Source organism: Faecalicatena contorta, assembly GCF_021531895.1.
In the GTDB taxonomy this organism is placed as follows: Bacteria; Bacillota; Clostridia; order Lachnospirales; family Lachnospiraceae; genus JAFBIX01.
This window is the reverse complement of the sequence record NZ_JAFBIX010000011.1, coordinates 38,753-57,791: the sequence shown is the minus strand read 5'-3', so window position 1 is coordinate 57,791 and position 19,039 is coordinate 38,753. Positions and strand designations below refer to the sequence as shown.

At 41.3% G+C, this 19,039-nt stretch carries 19 protein-coding genes; 2 read left to right on the top strand and 17 right to left on the bottom strand.

Annotated features, from left to right (window positions below; translation table 11 throughout):
- Positions 1–120: 120 nt before the first annotated feature.
- From JQM81_RS05660 to proC, 12 genes are all read right to left on the bottom strand, one after another.
- Positions 121–882, bottom strand: a complete 762-nt coding sequence (locus JQM81_RS05660) for an acyl-CoA dehydratase activase (RefSeq protein WP_235232568.1) — start codon at positions 880–882, stop codon at positions 121–123.
- A gap of 14 nt (positions 883–896) precedes the next feature.
- The gene (locus tag JQM81_RS05655; RefSeq protein WP_235232567.1) at positions 897–1,157 is read right to left on the bottom strand and encodes a DUF3343 domain-containing protein; all 261 of its coding nucleotides are present in this window, start codon (positions 1,155–1,157) and stop codon (positions 897–899) included.
- 22 nt (positions 1,158–1,179) lie between these two features.
- Positions 1,180–2,454 carry a double-cubane-cluster-containing anaerobic reductase gene (locus tag JQM81_RS05650; protein WP_235232566.1) on the bottom strand — a complete coding sequence of 425 codons (1,275 nt, stop codon included), beginning with the start codon at positions 2,452–2,454 and terminating at the stop codon, positions 1,180–1,182.
- 140 nt (positions 2,455–2,594) lie between these two features.
- Positions 2,595–3,746, bottom strand: coding sequence for an aminotransferase class V-fold PLP-dependent enzyme (locus tag JQM81_RS05645; RefSeq protein ID WP_235232565.1), 1,152 nt, complete (start codon positions 3,744–3,746; stop codon positions 2,595–2,597).
- Entirely contained in the window at positions 3,727–4,479 is a 753-nt protein-coding gene (gene truA / locus JQM81_RS05640; RefSeq protein WP_235232564.1) for a tRNA pseudouridine(38-40) synthase TruA, read from the bottom strand. The genes JQM81_RS05645 and truA overlap by 20 nt, the downstream gene beginning before the upstream one ends.
- A 77-nt stretch (positions 4,480–4,556) precedes the next feature.
- The gene (locus JQM81_RS05635) at positions 4,557–5,351 is read right to left on the bottom strand and encodes an energy-coupling factor transporter transmembrane component T family protein (RefSeq protein ID WP_235232563.1); all 795 of its coding nucleotides are present in this window, start codon (positions 5,349–5,351) and stop codon (positions 4,557–4,559) included.
- Positions 5,348–6,202, bottom strand: coding sequence for an energy-coupling factor transporter ATPase (locus JQM81_RS05630; RefSeq protein ID WP_235232562.1), 855 nt, complete (start codon positions 6,200–6,202; stop codon positions 5,348–5,350). Before JQM81_RS05630 ends, JQM81_RS05635 begins: the two co-directional genes overlap by 4 nt.
- Positions 6,193–7,038 (bottom strand): energy-coupling factor transporter ATPase, encoded by an 846-nt coding sequence (locus tag JQM81_RS05625; protein ID WP_235232561.1) that lies wholly within the window; start codon positions 7,036–7,038, stop codon positions 6,193–6,195. The genes JQM81_RS05630 and JQM81_RS05625 overlap by 10 nt, the downstream gene beginning before the upstream one ends.
- A 21-nt stretch (positions 7,039–7,059) precedes the next feature.
- Positions 7,060–7,578, bottom strand: coding sequence for a peptidylprolyl isomerase (locus JQM81_RS05620; protein WP_235232560.1), 519 nt, complete (start codon positions 7,576–7,578; stop codon positions 7,060–7,062).
- 88 nt (positions 7,579–7,666) lie between these two features.
- A complete protein-coding gene (locus tag JQM81_RS05615; protein WP_235232559.1) occupies positions 7,667–9,268 on the bottom strand; it encodes an aryl-sulfate sulfotransferase in 1,602 nt (533 codons plus the stop codon).
- A 59-nt stretch (positions 9,269–9,327) separates the two neighbouring features.
- Positions 9,328–9,969 carry a BtrH N-terminal domain-containing protein gene (locus JQM81_RS05610; RefSeq protein ID WP_235232558.1) on the bottom strand — a complete coding sequence of 214 codons (642 nt, stop codon included), beginning with the start codon at positions 9,967–9,969 and terminating at the stop codon, positions 9,328–9,330.
- 142 nt (positions 9,970–10,111) lie between these two features.
- Positions 10,112–10,906, bottom strand: coding sequence for a pyrroline-5-carboxylate reductase (proC, locus tag JQM81_RS05605; protein WP_235232557.1), 795 nt, complete (start codon positions 10,904–10,906; stop codon positions 10,112–10,114).
- Between the two features lie 230 nt (positions 10,907–11,136).
- On the opposite strand from proC, the gene JQM81_RS05600 reads away from it, so the two are divergent.
- Entirely contained in the window at positions 11,137–11,778 is a 642-nt protein-coding gene (locus JQM81_RS05600) for a GntR family transcriptional regulator (RefSeq protein WP_235232556.1), read from the top strand.
- 15 nt (positions 11,779–11,793) lie between these two features.
- Here JQM81_RS05600 and JQM81_RS05595 read toward each other — a convergent pair whose 3' ends face one another.
- The 5 genes from JQM81_RS05595 to JQM81_RS05575 form a co-directional block, all read right to left on the bottom strand.
- Positions 11,794–12,381 (bottom strand): TetR/AcrR family transcriptional regulator, encoded by a 588-nt coding sequence (locus JQM81_RS05595; protein WP_235232555.1) that lies wholly within the window; start codon positions 12,379–12,381, stop codon positions 11,794–11,796.
- Positions 12,382–12,485: 104 nt separating this feature from the next.
- Complete coding sequence (locus tag JQM81_RS05590) at positions 12,486–12,755, bottom strand: acylphosphatase (RefSeq protein WP_235232554.1); 270 nt, start codon at positions 12,753–12,755, stop codon at positions 12,486–12,488.
- A 16-nt stretch (positions 12,756–12,771) separates the two neighbouring features.
- Positions 12,772–13,716: a DUF1848 domain-containing protein gene (locus JQM81_RS05585; RefSeq protein WP_235232553.1), complete on the bottom strand. Its 945-nt coding sequence runs from the start codon at positions 13,714–13,716 to the stop codon at positions 12,772–12,774.
- A 27-nt stretch (positions 13,717–13,743) separates the two neighbouring features.
- Entirely contained in the window at positions 13,744–14,280 is a 537-nt protein-coding gene (locus JQM81_RS05580; RefSeq protein ID WP_235232552.1) for an HD domain-containing protein, read from the bottom strand.
- A 16-nt stretch (positions 14,281–14,296) separates the two neighbouring features.
- On the bottom strand, positions 14,297–18,094 hold the full coding sequence (locus tag JQM81_RS05575) for an efflux RND transporter permease subunit (protein WP_235232551.1): 3,798 nt from the start codon (positions 18,092–18,094) through the stop codon (positions 14,297–14,299).
- Between the two features lie 173 nt (positions 18,095–18,267).
- Between JQM81_RS05575 and ymfI the strand changes: the two genes are divergently transcribed.
- Positions 18,268–19,002, top strand: a complete 735-nt coding sequence (gene ymfI / locus JQM81_RS05570; RefSeq protein WP_235232550.1) for an elongation factor P 5-aminopentanone reductase — start codon at positions 18,268–18,270, stop codon at positions 19,000–19,002.
- The last annotated feature ends 37 nt before the right edge of the window (positions 19,003–19,039 follow it).

Below are 19,039 nucleotides of genomic sequence, written 5' to 3'. Positions count from 1 at the left end.
TGTATTTTTATATTATCACAAAATCTGAACTTGTATATAGTTTTTTCTGATTTTTACTCATTCTTTTCTAATGTAAATGAAGAATTTTCTTCTTTTTCTATTTTAAAAAAGAAGTCAAAATTATTTTGACTTCTCCTTCGCAAGCAGCGCTGCACCCAGCGCTCCCGCATATCTTCCATGTTCTGTCGGTTCTACTTTCTGTCCAATCTTGGCAGACAGTATACTTGTAAAATATTGGCTGTGACTTAATCCACCTGTCAATATCACTTTTTCGGGCAGACTCTTTCTCTGACTGAGCTGCGACACTTTTGCTGCCACAGAATCTACCACTCCAGCCGCAATGTCTTCTCGTTTTCTTCCTTCTCCGATATAATTAATTACTTCTGATTCTGCAAATACTGTACACAGCGAACTAATCGGAAGGACCGTACCTGATTCCGCCATATCAAACAGCTCCTGCAAGGCAATTCCAAGGCGATTTGCCATAATTTCCAAAAATTTTCCAGTTCCTGCTGAACACTTATCATTCATGAGAAAATCTTGTACCATTCCATGTTCGACCAGAATCACTTTGGTATCCTGCCCCCCTACATCAATGATTGCACAGTCATTGCCCGCCATCTCTCTGCCACCCCGGGCATGACAGGTAATCTCTGTAATTACATAATCTGCGAAATCTACAGCTACACGTCCGTATCCTGTTGCTACCACTTTAGTGTCATTTGACAAAACATCGATGCCATTTTCTTTCAACTTTTCTTTAATTGTCAGAGTTGTTTCTTTGCTGCTCCATCCAGTCGGCAACACAAACTGCATCTCATGATCTCCTATTGCCACTACCTTTGATGCTGTCGACCCAATATCAATTCCTACATAATTCACTTTTTTTACCTCTTTTAGCAATATTTATCCCTTCTGGGATTGATGTCCCTCTCAACAGCTGCGATTTTCAGAATCTCTATCTCATGCTCTTTAATGCAAGTTCTGATTATATCCAGATCTTCTTCCCTTACCATCAGAGAGATTCCACAGCATTTGCTCGCAGTTCTGGGGGTAGGAGCAATGGTTGCCCGAACCCCCAGATTTTTTAATTCTTTATATAACCGCATGCCGTTATCATGATTGGGAAAAAGCACATAATGCTGTATGTTCTGCATATGTACACTTCCTTTTTGTATTTTAATTATTTAACATCTCAACAAAAGCGCTGATTCTTGTGCGAAGCTGCTGTGCATCACTGTCTGTATAATCTGTCTCAATTCCAAGAACCGGAATTCCGGCTTCTTTCATCGCACGTTCCACGAAATATCCTTCCGTATCATACAGATTACAGAACTTCAAGTTGACATCAATAATACCATCGACCTTATATTCTTTTGCAAAGCGTAAAATATCATCGATTCTTGCCTGGTTTGGAGTGAAGCATGCACAGTTAATTCCCATATATCTTTCAGCCAGCGCATCAATCTGTCCATCGATAGTTGTCTGAGTCTCGTCCACCAATCGCTCAAAATAACGTGTACCTGTACACATCTCTTCACAGACAACGACTGCGCCACTTGTCTCTACTATATTATGCAGCTTCCAGTTCGGAATTGCAAGAGGTGTACCTGTCAACATAATACGTTTTGTTCCGGCTGGAACTACACTTACTCCGTCCTGAATGCGCTGTTCCAACTCATCACACAGCTTGTTCGTCATCTGTGTAAATCTTGCCGGATCATCGTAGAATGCAATCTGTGATATCACAAGTGCATCAGTACCGCTGATTGGAAGATTCTCACTCTTACGCGTCTCATATAATCTTGCCAAAGCTTTTCTCTTCGCATTAATAAGCTTGATACTTTCTGCAAGTGATTCCTCTGTCACTTTATTGCCGGTAAATTCTTCTACTACATTTTTCAGCTCTTTAATCTCTTCGGCCCACGCTTTCACATCTTTCGCGCGTTTCATCTGCGGAAGATCCATTACATGAACCGGAACATCTTCTGACAGGATCTCCCATGCCTTCTTCTTACCATCGCAGGTTGTCTCCCCAATATACATATCTGCAATGCGGAAAAATGGGCAGGTACGGTCTAATCTTGCTCCGACAGATGCCTTGATCAACGGACAAGTATTCGTCGGAAGCACTTTCTCACCGCCTGGAACCCAGAACTGTGATCCGCCGCAAAGTCCCGTTGCAATTGCATCAGCTGCAAAAATGATCTCATCTGGTACATACACACAGAATGTACCGAATACTTTTCCACCTTTCTTCTGATGCTCGATTAATTCTGCCGGGCGAATGCCGTGAATGTCTGCTACAACCATATTGTAGTAATCCATGCACTCCGGGCGATTTTCCTGAGACAAGAAAACATCTCCAAACGCCTGCGGAAGCACCGCGCACAATTGATCATGCAGCTCAATATCCATTCCCAGATCTTCCCACATTTTACGATAATCAGCCATATTATTTTCCTCCTTGTGACTCTTTGTCGTACTTATAATTACTAGCTTAACCGTAACATGTTTGTTTTAATGGGGCAATAAATTCAGGTCAGAATATATATTGATTTTTCTTATATTATTACTAGGTTTATTTATATATTCTATACTGATAATATTTCTCGAAATCCCTCTATGCATTGATCAATCTCGCCTCTCGTATTGGAAGCACTAAAAGCAAAACGAACCGTTCCCTGTGGATAAGTATGCAATGTGCGATGTGCTATTGGTGCACAATGAAGGCCGACTCTTGTCATAATTCCATAATATTGTTCTAACTCAAAAGCAACAACCGCGTTATCCTCCTGCACGAAATCCAACGAAACAACCGCAACACGATCCTTCATTCCTTTTTTTCCCACAATACGGATGTTGGAGAATTCCTTTACATTTTCCAGAAAATACTGTGTCAACTCCATTTTCTTACGATGAATCGTCTCTATTCCAGTTTCTTCTATATACGACAGAGCCGCATGAAGGCCGATGATTCCCGGAAGATTCATAGTTCCGCTTTCATACTTGTCCGGAAGGCTTTCCGGCATCAGAAGTACATCTGACTGACTCCCTGTTCCGCCTGCGATATATGGCTTCATCTGATCATTCAGCTCTTCAGATATAAGAAAACCACCGATGCCCTGCGGCCCCAAAAATCCTTTATGCCCGGTAAATGCAAGGAAATCAACATTACATTCCTGCATATCTACTGGAATTGTACCCGCACTCTGAGCCGTATCAACAACAAAAAACAGATGATGCCTGCGGCAGATCTCTCCAATTGCCTTAATCGGGACAATGGTACCACACACATTTGAAGCGTGAAGCATAATCATTGCTTTTGTATTATTCTTAATGGCAAGCTCCACATCTTCGGGTTGAATCGTCCCATCCACTTCTGTTCTTACCACATCATAGGTAACGCCGATTGCCTCCATCTGTTTTAACGGACGCATAACTGCATTATGCTCCATCCCTGACACCAGGACATGATCTCCTGATTGCAGAAAACCTTTGATGAAGTAATTCAGAGAGTACGTAATTCCAGGTGTAAATATAACACTTCGAGAATCTTTTGCATGAAACAGACGTGCCAGCTGTTCCCGCGTATCCAGAACCGTTGCTTCCACCTCATAAGCACCTTCATAATTACCTCTGTTAATATTGAATGCCCCGTGAGTCAACAGATCAGCCATAGCTTCTGCCACTTTTGGCGCTTTTGGCCATGACGTACTGCCATTGTCAAAATAAATCTTCTCCATATTCAATCCCCACCAATACCAAACCATTCGGCGGCGCTGTCACGCCCGCTTCTGTCCGTTCTTTTGCATCTAATATTTCTTTCACCCGTTCAGGTGTATAGAAACCTCTTCCGACTCGAATTAACGTCCCCGCAATAATGCGCACCATATTATACAAAAAACCATTTCCGGTAATTCGTATGGTAATCTCAGGACCTTGCTGTTCAATCTGTATCTCCTTCACTGTACGAACAGTATCTTCCACATTCGTTCGTACATTACAGAAACTAACAAAATCATGTTCTCCGATTAGATACGATGCTCCTTGCCGCATCTTTTCTACGTCCATCGGGAAAGACACAAAGGTACTATATCTTCGTTTTAAAGGATTCGGCACAGGCGCATTATAAATGTGATATTCATACATCTTCGTCACCTCATCCTGATAACGGGGATGCCAATCCAACGGAACCTCCTCTGATCTTACAATCACAATATCCTCCGGAAGGCGTTGGTTCAATGCATACGCCATCCGTTCTGGCGGAATCGACGATTCCGTATCGAATACCGCCACATTTCCCAATGCATGCACTCCTGAATCCGTACGGCTGGCTCCTATAATACGAATCTTTTCACCTGTCAATTTTTGAAGCTTCGCATTCAACACCTCTTCAACCGTAATTCCATTCGGCTGAACCTGCCATCCACAATAATTTGTACCATCATAAGCAACAACAATTCTGACTCTTCTCATCTCATACCTCAAAAGGGACAGGGTAAATTGCAATTTGGGACGGAGTAAATTGAAAAAACCCCCGTCCCAAATTAATATCACCCTATCAAAACTACAGCAATTACATATACAATTACAACAATATAAGCCACATAATCTCTCTTTTGATAGTGGAGTGGTTTCATTTTTGTCCTTCCTTCTCCGCCGCGGTAACACCTTGCCTCCATGGCCATGGCAAGATCGTTGGCACGGCGAAAGGCGGATACGAACAGTGGAACCAGGATTGGAATCATGCTTTTTGCTTTTTGTATCATATTACCACTTTCCAGATCTGCCCCACGAGCTATCTGTGCTTTCATTATCTTGTCGGTCTCTTCCAGAAGGATCGGTATAAAACGCAATGCGATGGACATCATCATTGCCACTTCATGTACGGGAACATGGATTCTGTTCAATGGGTGCAGCAAGGCTTCAATTCCATCTGTCAATTCGTTTGGTGTCGTCGTAAATGTCATGAGCGAAGAACCGATAATTAAGTATATCAGGCGGATTGCCATATATACCGCCGTAATAAGCCCACCTTCTGTAATGGTAAAAATCCAGGCATGAAACAACACCTCACCGTCTCTTGTAAGGAACAGGTTAAAAAGAACGGTTATCATCAAGAGCATAACGATGGGTTTAAGGCCTCTTACAATATAGGAAAATGGAACCGTCGATATCTTGATTATAATTGCCAGGAAAATTGTTGCCACAATATACCCTGGAACGCTTCTGAATAAAAATAATGATACCAGATACAATAATGTGCATACTAGTTTTACTCTTGGATCCAATCTGTGTAATATACTTTTTGCCGGATAATATTGTCCTATTGTTATATCTCGAATCATCTTTTCTTCTCCAGTACCTTCATAATCTCATCTGCCGCTTCTTCCACCGTTGTAACATTCACCTTTACCGGCAGCCCTTTTTCTGCCAGATCATGCATGATATAAGTAACCTGCGGTGCTGCAAGCCCTATCTTCTCCAATTCCTGATAATGCTCGAACACTTTTTCCGGCTTATCATTATACATCACAGAGCCGTGATTCATTACAATAATGCGATCCGCATATCTCGCAATATCTTCCATGCTATGCGATACAAGAATGACTGTCATATCACTTTGCCGATGCAGATAGGCAATCTGATCCAAGATGTCATCTCGTCCTTTTGGGTCAAGGCCAGCCGTCGGTTCATCTAACACCAACACCTTCGGGCGCATTGCCAAAACACCGGCAATGGCTGCTCTTCTCTTCTGCCCACCAGATAATTCAAACGGAGAAGAGCGGTAGTATTTCTCCTTAAGACCTACAAGCTTCAATGCCTCCAACGCACGCTTCTCGCATTCCTCTGGTGTCAGTCCCTGATTCTTAGGACCAAAACATACATCTGTCATCACATCCACTTCAAACAGCTGATGCTCAGGATACTGAAATACAAGCCCTACCTGATTTCGCAATTCGTGCATGTTGTATCCTTCTGAATAAATATTTTCTCCATTAAAATACAATTCTCCACTGGTAGCTTTAAGCAATCCGTTCAGGTGCTGTATCAGTGTAGACTTTCCCGAGCCAGTGTGACCAATAATTCCTATGAACTCTCCATCTGGGATCTCCAGACAAATATCATTCAAGGCTTTTTTCTCATATGCCGTTCCTGGACTGTATACATAATTCAGATGTTCTAACTTCATTGACATAATGCTTCCACCAACTCTTCTTTTTTTAAAATACCGGCCGGTATATCCAGACCTCGTTTTTTCAACTCATCTGCCAATATAGTAACCTGTGGCACATCCAGACGATATTTTTTTAATACATCTACTTGTGAAAATATTTCCCGCGGTGTTCCTTCCATCACAACATGTCCATGGTCCATAACATAAATCTTATCTGCATCAACCACTTCTTCCATATAATGTGTTATTAGGATTACCGTAACTTTCTTCTGTTCCTGAAGCTTCTGTACTGTCTTCAAAACTTCTTTTCTTCCCACCGGATCCAACATTGCCGTCGGTTCATCCAGGACAATGCATTTTGGTTCCATAGCCACCACTCCGGCGATCGCCACACGCTGCTTTTGTCCACCGGAAAGTTTATTCGGAGAATGATGTCTATATTCTATCATTCCTACTGCTTTTAAGCTTTCTTCTACACGCTGCCAGATCTCGTCCGTCGGTACACCAAGATTCTCCGGTCCAAACCCGACATCTTCTTCCACAACCGTTCCTATAATCTGATTATCCGGATTCTGAAACACCATGCCAGCCGACTGCCGCACATTCCAAAGTTCATTTGGATCACTGGTATCTTTCCCATTGACCCACATCGTTCCTTCTGTAGGGACAAGGATCGCATTGATATGCTTAGCCAATGTAGATTTACCAGAGCCATTGTGGCCTAAGATAGCAATGAATTGACCTTCCTTCACATCTATATCCACTTCATCAATCGCACGAGACATTCCTATGACATTTCCTTCTTCATCGCGCTTTTCATATTCAAATATCAGTTTTTCTGTCTGTACCATATCCATGGATTCTGCCTCCAGCTTTTCTTATGCTTTCTCTGGTTCTGGATAAGTTTCACCCTGTGTATCAACCGTCACTTTCTTCATCTTTTGTTCCTCTAACGGTCTGTCACTATAATCTGTATCCGTCTCTGCAATCTTATTTACCACATCCATACCTTCCACAATCTTTCCGAAAGCTGCATATGCACCATCCAGATGCGGAGAATTTTTATGCATGATGAAGAACTGTGAACCTGCTGAATCTGGATGCATTGCTCTGGCCATTGAAAGGACGCCTTCTGTATGTGCCAGATCATTTTTGAAACCATTCTGTGAAAATTCTCCCTTAATGTTATACCCCGGGCCACCCATTCCAGTTCCATTCGGGCATCCGCCCTGAATCATAAACCCACGGATTACACGATGAAAAATCAATCCATCATAGAATCCTTTCTGTACCAGTGATATAAAATTATTCACGGTATTCGGAGCAATCTCCGGATACAATTCTGCTTTCATAATATCTCCATTTTCCATCTCAAATGTTACAATTGGATTTGCCATAACACTTTCCCCTTTTCTACTATATTTTTCTTTTTTTGACTATGTTTTCTATTGTAACGGATATTGAACCATTCGTAAAGTATACGACTTATTCTTTCTGGCTTCCTGCAAAATAAAACCCTTCAAAATCATATTTATATACACGATATACGAATGTCTCTACATCCATCTGAAAACTTGCAATCAGTTCATGGTTCTTATTATATTCACCAAACACACCTTGCCTGCCAGAATCGACCACTGTATTCTCATCCAGATTCTGAACACTGCTTCCACAATCAGAATAAGGAACTTCAAATGAATCTGTCAACTCGAATGATCCAGTATTTTCATCAATCAGATATTTATAATAATATGAAATTTCATTGATTTCTATATTATTATGAAACAGATCCACATAATACTGTCCTTCCGAAAGGCTTTCATCCTTAACATAGGTAATGCTGTTCTGTCCCCCCTGAATGGTAAAGTCTCCATTTTTCTGGAATACCAGGCTTTCATATTCCGTATCAGCCCAGACTGACTTTTCCCCTATAATATAAGAAACCGTCGGTGAATCATAGACATTATCGATCTTAATAATAGAAGATGTTTCTCTGGAACTTAATAAGATGGATCCATTTCCAATCCACTGAATGGTATTGATATGCATCCAGTCCAACTTCTCGTCAGAATTCTTCTGACATTCTGCCTTGTAACTTCCAAATAAATCTCCAAGATCCAGAATCTCTGTCACTGTTCCTGAATTCACATCCAGTTTTATCACGATATCCTCAACACTATCCTGTGTCTTATCCGTTGCCAGAATCAGCATATTACCGTTGTCATCAAATACATAATCATGATGCAATTCATAGTTTCCAAGTTCATACACTTGTGTGACCTGTCCTAAACGGTTCACTTGCACCATCTTTGTCTCAGAAATACTGTAATACATATAATCCTGCTCAAAAATCAACCTACAGCTTCGATAACCCAGCAATGGGACTTCTCCGCGAAGTACTCCATTGTTATCATAATAGTACATGAAATTCAACTTCTCGCTGTCATTTCCCAGAACAACGTACAATCCTTCTTCCAGATCTTCCACATTTCCTTTTACTTCTTGTTCCAGCTTCACTTCTTCTGTTCCCAGAGCATCTCCCATCTCAAATACAATTTCTTTTGTGTCAGTGGATCCATCTTCCCTTGTCAAGAAAAAAGTAATCTGATTCTCCATATTTGGCACGAGACCGATAACTTGAAATTCATGCTCTGTCTGATATCTTTCTGTTTGATATACATTCTGGGCGAAATCGCTGACAGAAGAGTCTTTCACATGAATAGTATAGCTGACATTCATTGGTTCATCCGTATTAAAATAAACATACAATGACTGATTGTTAGTGCCAAAAGGGTTCTGCTCGATCAGCATATTATTGATCGTATAATCCTGAGACTTTTTCTTCTCTTCCAGACGGCTGGCAATCTCTTTTTGCTCTTCTACATCATAAGTCTTACTTATCTTTTCCAGCATCTCCTGCTGTTCCCGGGATAGTCCATCCTCTTCTTTTTCTGTCGACTCCGTCTGTTCCTCGACAGCTTCCGGTTCTTCCTTCATATCACTATTCGCACCAGACCTTCCCAGTACCACTGCAATGCAAAGAGCTGCTGCCACAATGCCTCCTTGTATAATCCGTCTTTTTTTCATCCTGTAAACCTGCCTTTTCTCTATGATGTCATAATCAAAAGCCCCACCTATGAGTAAGCTCATGTGAGTTTAGGCCTTTGGACCCTGGTATCATATAATACAATTCCACCTTTTTCATCCATTCCGGTATCCCATAATTCCTTCATTGATAATCTGGTCTCTTCTCCATAAGTCGCCACATAGATATCCATACCTTCTTTTGTCTCTTCATACCCAACGACCAGGAACCAGTGCCATATAAAGTCTTTATACTTTTCCGGCTTCTTGTGCTTCAGCATTAAATATGGCACGGGAATTCCAGCATCAATCTGGTATTTGACTGCACGGGAAGCTTCCTCATAAGAACATTCCCCGCTAAGTCCGCGCATTCCGATCTTAATCTGTGTATTTTCCCGGTGATTCACATCTTGAATATATTTGTTCAATCCTTCCATATACCATTCCAGCTTTTTTACACCACCAACTCTGGGACGGATATAGGGCTTCATTATCTGGCTGAACCTGCGGTACTCTTCCTTCGTAAGATGATTGATATCATAAGGATATAAGGCTGTCATTCCCATCTGTTTTGCAAAATAAATACAGCTGTCGCATGCAGTCGCCGCGCCACAACCTCCGATATTCATTACAACATTGGTGAACCATTCCTGATTGCCGCCATATGCATCTTCTATCGTAAAATAAGCTAAACTTTTCTTCAAATGCCCACCTTCTTTTTATATCTTTTCTCAAATCTTTATTATCTTACCACATTTTATTTTTTATGAACAGCAAAAAGTATCCTGACCAAACGGCCGGATACTTTTCGCTACTTGAGGGATTCTTATGTCAATTATTATTGGATTATAAGCTCTTGGAAATCTCTTCGCATACTTTCATTGCTTCGATGATCGCACTTCTAAATCCACGTTCTTCCAACGTACGAACAGCTTCAATTGTGGTTCCTGCAGGAGAACATACCATGTCTTTTAACTCACCCGGATGCTTTCCTGTGTCTAATACCATCTTCGCACTTCCCAAAACTGCCTGAGCAGCAAACTGATATGCCTGTGCTCTTGGCATTCCACCAGATACTGCTGCATCTGCCATTGCTTCAATCATAACAAATACATAAGCCGGAGAACTTCCGCTGACAGATACTACTACGTCCATCAAACGCTCTGGAACGATCTCTACACGACTAAAGCTTTCCAGAAGTGTACGCACATATGCGATCTCTTCCTCTGTCATATGCTCATTCGGGCAGGCAGCTGTCATACCTTCACCTACCATTGCCGGAGTATTTGGCATAGTGCGGACAAGTTTTACATCTTTACCAAACTTTTCAGAGAGCCAAGCCAGGGTCTTACCTGGAGCAATTGTTATAACAATCTGATCTTTCTTAATATCATCTTTAATCTCATTGATTACACTTTCATAAAACTGTGGCTTAACAGACAGGATGATGACTTCTGCTTTTTCAACGACCTCTTTGTTGCTGTCAGTCACATGAATGCCAAATTGCTTTTGTACACGTTCTCTTCCTGGCGCGAACAGATCGGCACCGATAATCTCCTCTGCCGGAATGATCGCTTTCTTAATAATACCACCCATAATTGCTGATGCCATGTTACCCGTACCGATAAATCCTAATTTCATCTTTCCTACCTTCCTTATCTCAAAAATCAGCTTTATTTTGTATACGTTTTTTAAATTTGTATACAATTTGTTTTCTGTATCGACTATACCATGTATAGAATCAAAAGTCAACATTTTTCTTGAGTTTTTCTTGAAAATACGTTATAATTTGTATACATTTTCAAAAAACGTATACGCTCATGATGTATATTTCCCCAAAAGCAAAGAATAATTTGAACGGAAGGTGTCCTATGGCTGAAAAAAACACATCCCTGGCAGATCAGGCTTATGAAACAATCAAAAACAACATTCTAAATCTGACATATCCACCTGGAATGCCACTTACAGAAGCTTTTCTTACGAAAGAACTGGGAATGAGCAGAAGCCCGGTACGAACCGCCATCCAGATGTTGCAGGCAGAAGGATTGATCGTATCTGACTATTACAAATCAATGACCGTCAAAGAGATTACCGACCAAGATATTAACGAGATCTATCAATTACGTGAATTATTAGAGGGGGCTGCATTCCGGTTAATCTTCACTTCCGGACGCAACGAAGAATATTCTTATCGAATTGAAGAGAAGATCGTCCGCATGTGTGCCGTCGCATCTGACGTGTATGAATGGGAGATTGCAGATACTGCTATGCATATGGAGATCATCAGTATTTTTGAAAATGAACGGATTAACAGAATCTATGAAAACAACTTATCAGAGCTGATCCGTATCGGACAATACTCTATCAAAAACGGTATGCGTATACCAAAGACAAACGAAAATTTAAAGGAAATGATAAAATACATGCGCAGCGGGAATTATGAAAAAGCATATGAAATTCTGAAAGCTGATCATTTTGGCATTGGGAAAAACAGCGCTTTAAAAGGGAGGTAGAACGCCTCCCTTTATCTATACTTTAAAATGTTCCATCATGTATGGCATGCACTCTTTACTGTACTCTCCCAAAGAGTATTTTCCTTTATTCAGACACCAGTCTGATACCAGTGCACGTTCACACAATGCATAATATCTTGTCACCTCACTGACAGAAATATCGGCACGGATCTGCCCACGCTTCTGTCCTTCATCCACAATCTTTGTAATCAATTTATAATAATTACGATTCTGATCCAGAAGATGACTTTGTCTCTCTGACACGAGCTGTGTAGAATAAAGAGATGCCAGCAATTCCCTGCTGATCTTCTCTTCCATCATTGTATGCACCTTATAATTCAGATATAATAATTTGTGAAAACTATTCATCTTCGGATCCATCTCAGTCTCCAACTCTTCATAGTAATCATCCAAAATTAATGACAATGTATCCAAAAGTTCATCCTTAGTACTAAAATAATAGTAAAAAGAGCCTTTTGAAGTGTCCGACAACGCAATAATGTCATCTACGGTTGTTCCATTATACCCCTTCTCATAAAATAACTGCCACGCCGCCGCAACAATTCTGCTCTTAACATCTTTCTTTTTCACACTTTTTTCCATAATCCTCACCTTTTTGTAAATCGGGGACGGGGGTTTTCTCATTTTCCTCCGTCCCTAATTCAATTTGCCGTGTCCCTTTTTATCCTTTTATATATCTTATCATACTAACGTACATAAAAACAACTTTCTGGTTCTACAGGAATTTCTTCCGTATCAATCCACTCAATGGTTATAAACATATTATGATTCAATCCTTCCATCAGCTTATATATCATCGGCTCACGACCTTGAATTTCCATTACTACAGTGCCATCATACTCATTTTTTACCCACCCTGTCAATCCCAATGACTGTGCCAGGCGCTTTGCTGTATAACGAAATCCTACACCTTGTACTCTTCCATAAAATACGATACGTTTTCTTACTTCTGCCATCTACTTAACCATCCCCTCAAAAACTGGAATACATTTCTGGCAAATCGAACAAAGAGATCTGGTTATCTCTACTCGACTTTACTTCCCGATCCGTAATAACTTCATCACCCTTCAGATGTCCTATCAACAATGGTGATTTTGCATCATGCTGCTGATTTTTTTTCTTTGCACTCTCCAATCCACTATTCGCATAACAATATTTACATCCATGAATGCAAGTATCATACATACCGATATCAATACTTTCTACGCATCTGCATTCTCTGCGCTGTCCGGTATCTTTCTTAAGATCCAGCTTATACCCAATGAGCTGGTGTATCTTCTCCTTATCAATACAAGATCCATGCATAATACCATATTTACTTAAATCAATCTTTTCTGCACATGTATACAACGGAAGCTGATACCTTCGGGCTATGTCCGAAAGGCCTTTCGCAAGTTCTTCCATCTCTTCTCTTTCCAATTCCAGATAAGGGCTTTCTCTTCCAGAATCGACAAAACTGATGATACATCTTGTCGTTGCATGATGCAGCCATTCACACATAAGTTCAAACTTTTCCAAATGATATGCAATGGTATATTTCTTTGTCAAGAGAATCGGATCAAACCGCCAGTCAATTCTTTCTTTTCCCAACCGTTCGCTCATTAAGAGAAATGTTGCCATGGACGCTGCCATATCCGGAAGATTTTCTTCAATATCGTCTTCATAATCTGTAATCGTCATCTGAAAATAATAATCATAATCCATGTCATCTATCTCTTTCAAGAACGGAAGCATCGGTTCTGGATTCTTTGTCCAGAACACAATGCAGTCTACCGTATCCGGTGACAGGAGGATACGGCTGACTTTTTTTCGATTGTATGGATTAGGAACCAATACTTCTCCCGCTTTGAGGCGATTCACAAACCACTCTGGATACAAAGCCGGAATATCCGTTCTTCTGCTTGCACTGATAATCATCTTTACACTCCTGACTACCTTTTATTTTTATCCAAAATTCTTCTCGATCAGCCGACAATATTCCTCATAAAATTCTACGCCGCTGAACGCTTCTTTCAATGCATCCCTGATTCCTTTATAATACCAGCCTATAATCTCTTTATCCTTCATCCGGAATCGATTCCACAATTCTTCCCCGTACACTGGATAATCCCGATCTATATCCCTCATATTCGACAGCTTATCCGCAAGACCGACCATCTGCACTTCTCTCGGTGCATTACGAATATGTTCAATGGTACTCCGTTTTCTCTCCATCCAGGTCTTTGATTTATCTTCACTTTCCTGAGCCACAATATAGGCAACTCTTTCCGAAAATTCCTGCGCAAGGATCCTCTGCGTTATCCCTTCGCAATCTTCAATTGTATCATGCAATACTGCCGCACTGATTACTTCCTCATCTTTTGTCATAGAAGATACAATATCACTTACTTCAATTGGATGGACAATGTAGGGACGTTTTGTTCCTTTTCTGAATTGTCCTTCATGTGCTTTGGTTGCGAATTCGATTGCCTTGTTAATCATAACTGTACCTCTCCTATCATTTCTGATCTATCAGGGGTTCATTCTCTTCAATCTCCTCACGAAGCCTTGCTTTCTCTCTTCTGTGAAACAAATCGAAAATACAGGGAACTACCACCAGGGTTAGTATTGTACCATATATTAAGCCTCCGATAGTCACGACTGCCATCGGCTGCACCATATCGGCTCCCATTCCGAATCCAAGTGCCATAGTGGACAAGCCCAGAATGGTTGTTAAAGCGGTCATGATAATCGGTCGCAGTCTGGTCTTTCCAGCTTCTACCAATGCATCCTTTTGAGTCATTCCGCCTTCCATCAGTTGATTTGTATAGTCAATGAACACAATTCCATTATTGACAATAATACCAGATAACATTACAAATCCAATCATTGCAATGACACTGACCGGCATTCCTGCCAGCCAAAGTGCCAGCAGACCTCCGGTAAATGCAAGGGGCACTGTAAACATAACAATAAATGGAGACCTGAGAGACTGGAACTGTGCCACCATGATCAGGTACATGAATACAAGTGCCAGCCCCATCATTTTAAACAACTCTATCATTGCTTCATTAATCGTCTCATCTTCCCCTGTCATTTCAATCTCATATCCCTCTGGCGCATCATAAGCAGCAAGTGCTTTTTTCACTCGATTGCTGACCAGCCCAATATTATCGTCATCTTTGATCTCTGCCGTTACATTCATATATCTGCTCTGGTCAATTCGACTGATTGCCTGAAGTCCAGATGCGTCCTCAAAAGTCGCGATATCTGCCAATTTCAGCTCTTCCGTTGTACCATCCTGCTTCTCAATCTGTAGTGTCATATTTCGAATATCATCACGACTCATGCTTTCATTAGCATCATCCAGAACATAGACATCATAATCATTCGTATCGGTCGTCAAAGTTGTTGCTTTCTGTGCCTCCGCAAGCTTTCCATACAATTCCTGATATACCTGTGCTACAGTAAGCCCGTGCTGTGTTGCTTTTGCCTTATCCACTACAACCCGAAGTTCTTCTTTGTTGTCCTCTGTTCCATCCGATACATTCTGTGTTCCTTTGACATCTTCCACAATCTTTTTCACATCTTTTGCAACGCTCTGTAGCTTATCCAGATCTTTTCCTTTAATCTGAATATTGATTCCAGAAGCGCCAAGGGAACTCATATCCATATTGGACATATTGACCGTCAGTTCACCATCTATTCCTTTGGTAACCTTCTCAATCTCTTTTTTAAGTTCCGCATTTGACATGGACGGATTTTCCTTTGTTATTGCATAGAAGGAAACGAGATTCGTATCCTGACTACCTCCCATCATGGATGAAGATGACACAAGACCACCAATATCTTCAATATCATCGATGGCACCTACTTTGTCCATGACTTCATCAGCAACCTTTGACGTATCTTCCAGACTGGTTCCCTTTTCTGTCTCTAAAGTCATACTGACCTGTGTGCTTTCCATGCTAGGCATAAATTCTGTTCCTTTTGACAATTCCAATGCAATGCTTATTATAAATAATGCCAGTGCACCGATCAATACGAAGACTTTTTTATTCAATGCTTTCCGAAGAATGATTCCATACTTCTCCCGAACCACAGCAAATAAGCGAGATTCTTTTTCCTCCGTCTTTCTCAACAGACCAGCAGACATCATTGGAACCAGCGTCAATGCCACGAGCAGACTGGCAAGCAAAGAATAAGCAATGGTAAGCCCCATATCTACGAATAACTGTCTGGTAATTCCCGAAGTAAACACAATTGGCAAGAATACACACACCGTCGTCAGCGTAGATGCCGTAATCGCACCAGCCACCTGTCTTGCTCCCTGAATAGCCGCATCTTTCGCAGACGCCCTTTCTTCATTTCGCATACGATAAATATTCTCAATTACAACAATCGAATTATCTACCAGCATACCTACACCCAGAGCTAATCCTGACAGTGATATGATATTCAATGTAACTCCGGAGAAATACATAGTAACCAATGCCGTCACAATACTGATTGGAATAGAGCATGCAATGACAAACGTAGGTCTGACACTCTTTAGGAATACCAGTAGAATAATAATTGCCAGTACTGCACCATATACAAGATTCTTCAGCACAGAATTCACGATCAGATCAATATAGACTCCCTGATCCATGAGTGTAATCGTCTGGATTTCCTTATGTTCTTTTTCTACCTGCTCTAACCTTTCCAGAACTCTGTCACTCACATCTCCAGTAGAATAGCCTGTCTGTTTCTGAATCGTCAACATCACACCCGGATTGCCATTGATCTTCGCATAAGTCTCATCCGAATTATCTACAAGTTCTACACTGGCCACATCAGACAGTTTTACCGGATCAATTCCTTCCATATCGACTAGAACCAGATCTTTCAACTCATCAAGACTCTGGAATTTTTCTCCGATTCGCACCAGATAATCCAGTCCATCTTCTTCCGTCACGTATCCTGCCGGCATACTGAAATTCTGTGCCGTCAATATAGTTTTAATCGTATCAATCGATAAGATACTTTCTGCATTCATTGACGCTGCAGATTCAGTCAATGCGGAATTCATCTGAGATTCTTGCATCTGGATCGCTACCTGTCCTGCCGCCAGCTGGGCAGCACCTTCTCCAAGACCTGCTGCCGCCTCCAGCTGACCGGATGCCAGTTGTCCTCTGGCCTGGGCCAGAGTCATAGCTCCATCATTGACCTGTTGCTGAATCGTATTCAACTGCTGCCTTCCTGCATCAATCTGCTGTTGCGCCGACTGTAGCTGCTGAACCTGTCCCTGAACTTCCTGAATTTTATCATTCAAAGACACAAAAGTAATTCCCTGCTGTTCCAGCTGAGCACGGAGCTGCTCTAATTGTTCCTGTGCCTGAGCTTTCTGCTCTTCATCGAGACTTCCATTGATGATATCTGATAATTTCTGATACTGTTCTTGCACTGCCTGCAATGTCTGGAGTTCTATCTGCACGATTGCAAGCTGCTGTTGTATCTGTGTCTCTGCAAGATCTAGCTCAGACTTTTTTTCATTGATCTCAAGCTGAGCCTGATTAATCTCTTCACCCTTCATCGACAATTGTGCTTCTGCCTGTGAAAGTCCGGCTGCCGCCTGTGCTTTTCCAGCTGCAAGTGCGTTCTGTCCACTTTCCACCTGAGCTTTCGCTTCGTCCAATGCACTTTTCGCCTCATTAACTTTTGCTTCCATCTCTGCTTTAATATCGCCACTAAGCTCATTAATCTTCTGTTCATTCAGGACAATTTCAACCGTCTCTTCAATACTTCCGGTCGTTATTACAGAAGCAACACCTTCGACACTTTCCACCTCAGGAATAACCTGCTCTTCTATCAACTTGCTGGCTTTTACCGCATCTGCATCTTTGACACTGACAGCAGTGACCAGCACCGGCATCATATCAGGATTTAATTTCATAATAATGGGATTAGATACAGCATCCGGCCAAAAACCCTGAATCTGGTCAAGATTCTCTCTCATCTCAATCGTGACCGAATCCATATTGGCAGTCTGATCGAACTCTAGAATAACTGTGGATGCATTTTCATTAGATATAGACTGAACCGTCTTGATATTACTGACAGTAGCCATTGCCTGCTCAACCGGCTTTGTCACTACCTCTTCTACTTCTTCCGGGCTTGCGCCTACATAGGTTGTCATGACCATCGCATACGGAAGATTCATATTGGGCAGTAAGTCTACCGTCATTTTCGTAAACGATACCACTCCCAGTATAATAATTAAAACCACTCCTACCACAACGGTATATGGTTTCTTTACACTGAATTTTGATAACATATAGTGTCCTCTTCTTTCTTATCCGTCTCCGTTACTTCCTGCATGTAAAAATGAAATTAACTATGTAAATCATAACACTTGACACTTTAATTCGCAACAATTCCGAGATATAATAACGGTGTATAAAACCTAGATTTAATAAATATTTAATAAATAAAAGACAGGAGTTCTATATGAATAAGAAAAACATCTTGATTACCGGTGCCTCCCGGGGAATCGGAAAGGCCACTGCATTATTATTTGCCAAGAAAGGATATCATGTATTTTTGAACTGCCGTACATCAGTTGCTGAATTAGAAGACGTCAAAAAAATCATTGAGAATAAATATCAGAGTACTTGTACGATTGTTACCGGGGATGTTGGAAACCCCGACGATGTTACTCAGATATTCCAAACCATCTATCAATCCTGTGATTATCTGGATATTTTAGTCAATAATGCGGGCATCTCACACATTGGATTAATGATGGATATGAGCAATGATGAATGGGAGCGAATCATACAGACCAACCTCTCTTCCGTATTCTATTGCAGTCGTGCCGCCGTACCTGCAATGATCTCTCGAAAATCTGGAAAGATTATTAATATTTCCTCTATGTGGGGCACTTCTGGAGCCTCTTGCGAAGTAGCTTATTCTGCCTCCAAATCCGGCATGAATGGATTCACCAGAGCTCTTGCCAAAGAACTGGCGCCAAGCAATATTCAGGTAAATGCTATTGCCTGCGGCGTCATTGATACAATTATGAATCAACAGCTATCGGCTGAAGAGAGAAAAGCATTAGAAGAAGAGATTCCTGCCGGAAGATATGGTACGGTAGAAGAAATCGCTGATATGATCTGGAACGTAGCCAATGCTCCGGCCTACATGACCGGACAAGTCATCGGAATAGATGGGGGAATCTTGTAGTTTAACACCACAAGATTCCCCCTTGAAACTTATTATT

Bases quoted from the DNA above. Each gene is read 5' to 3' on its own strand.
- JQM81_RS05655 (WP_235232567.1), bottom strand. From the start codon at position 1,157: ATGCAGAACATACAGCATTATGTGCTTTTTCCCAATCATGATAACGGC.
- JQM81_RS05650 (WP_235232566.1), bottom strand. From the start codon at position 2,454: ATGGCTGATTATCGTAAAATGTGGGAAGATCTGGGAATGGATATTGAG.
- JQM81_RS05645 (WP_235232565.1), bottom strand. From the start codon at position 3,746: ATGGAGAAGATTTATTTTGACAATGGCAGTACGTCATGGCCAAAAGCG.
- truA (WP_235232564.1), bottom strand. From the start codon at position 4,479: ATGAGAAGAGTCAGAATTGTTGTTGCTTATGATGGTACAAATTATTGT.
- JQM81_RS05635 (WP_235232563.1), bottom strand. From the start codon at position 5,351: ATGATTCGAGATATAACAATAGGACAATATTATCCGGCAAAAAGTATA.
- JQM81_RS05630 (WP_235232562.1), bottom strand. From the start codon at position 6,202: ATGTCAATGAAGTTAGAACATCTGAATTATGTATACAGTCCAGGAACG.
- JQM81_RS05625 (WP_235232561.1), bottom strand. From the start codon at position 7,038: ATGGATATGGTACAGACAGAAAAACTGATATTTGAATATGAAAAGCGC.
- JQM81_RS05620 (WP_235232560.1), bottom strand. From the start codon at position 7,578: ATGGCAAATCCAATTGTAACATTTGAGATGGAAAATGGAGATATTATG.
- JQM81_RS05615 (WP_235232559.1), bottom strand. From the start codon at position 9,268: ATGAAAAAAAGACGGATTATACAAGGAGGCATTGTGGCAGCAGCTCTT.
- proC (WP_235232557.1), bottom strand. From the start codon at position 10,906: ATGAAATTAGGATTTATCGGTACGGGTAACATGGCATCAGCAATTATG.
- JQM81_RS05600 (WP_235232556.1), top strand. From the start codon at position 11,137: ATGGCTGAAAAAAACACATCCCTGGCAGATCAGGCTTATGAAACAATC.
- JQM81_RS05595 (WP_235232555.1), bottom strand. From the start codon at position 12,381: ATGGAAAAAAGTGTGAAAAAGAAAGATGTTAAGAGCAGAATTGTTGCG.
- JQM81_RS05590 (WP_235232554.1), bottom strand. From the start codon at position 12,755: ATGGCAGAAGTAAGAAAACGTATCGTATTTTATGGAAGAGTACAAGGT.
- JQM81_RS05585 (WP_235232553.1), bottom strand. From the start codon at position 13,716: ATGATTATCAGTGCAAGCAGAAGAACGGATATTCCGGCTTTGTATCCA.
- JQM81_RS05580 (WP_235232552.1), bottom strand. From the start codon at position 14,280: ATGATTAACAAGGCAATCGAATTCGCAACCAAAGCACATGAAGGACAA.
- JQM81_RS05575 (WP_235232551.1), bottom strand. From the start codon at position 18,094: ATGTTATCAAAATTCAGTGTAAAGAAACCATATACCGTTGTGGTAGGA.
- ymfI (WP_235232550.1), top strand. From the start codon at position 18,268: ATGAATAAGAAAAACATCTTGATTACCGGTGCCTCCCGGGGAATCGGA.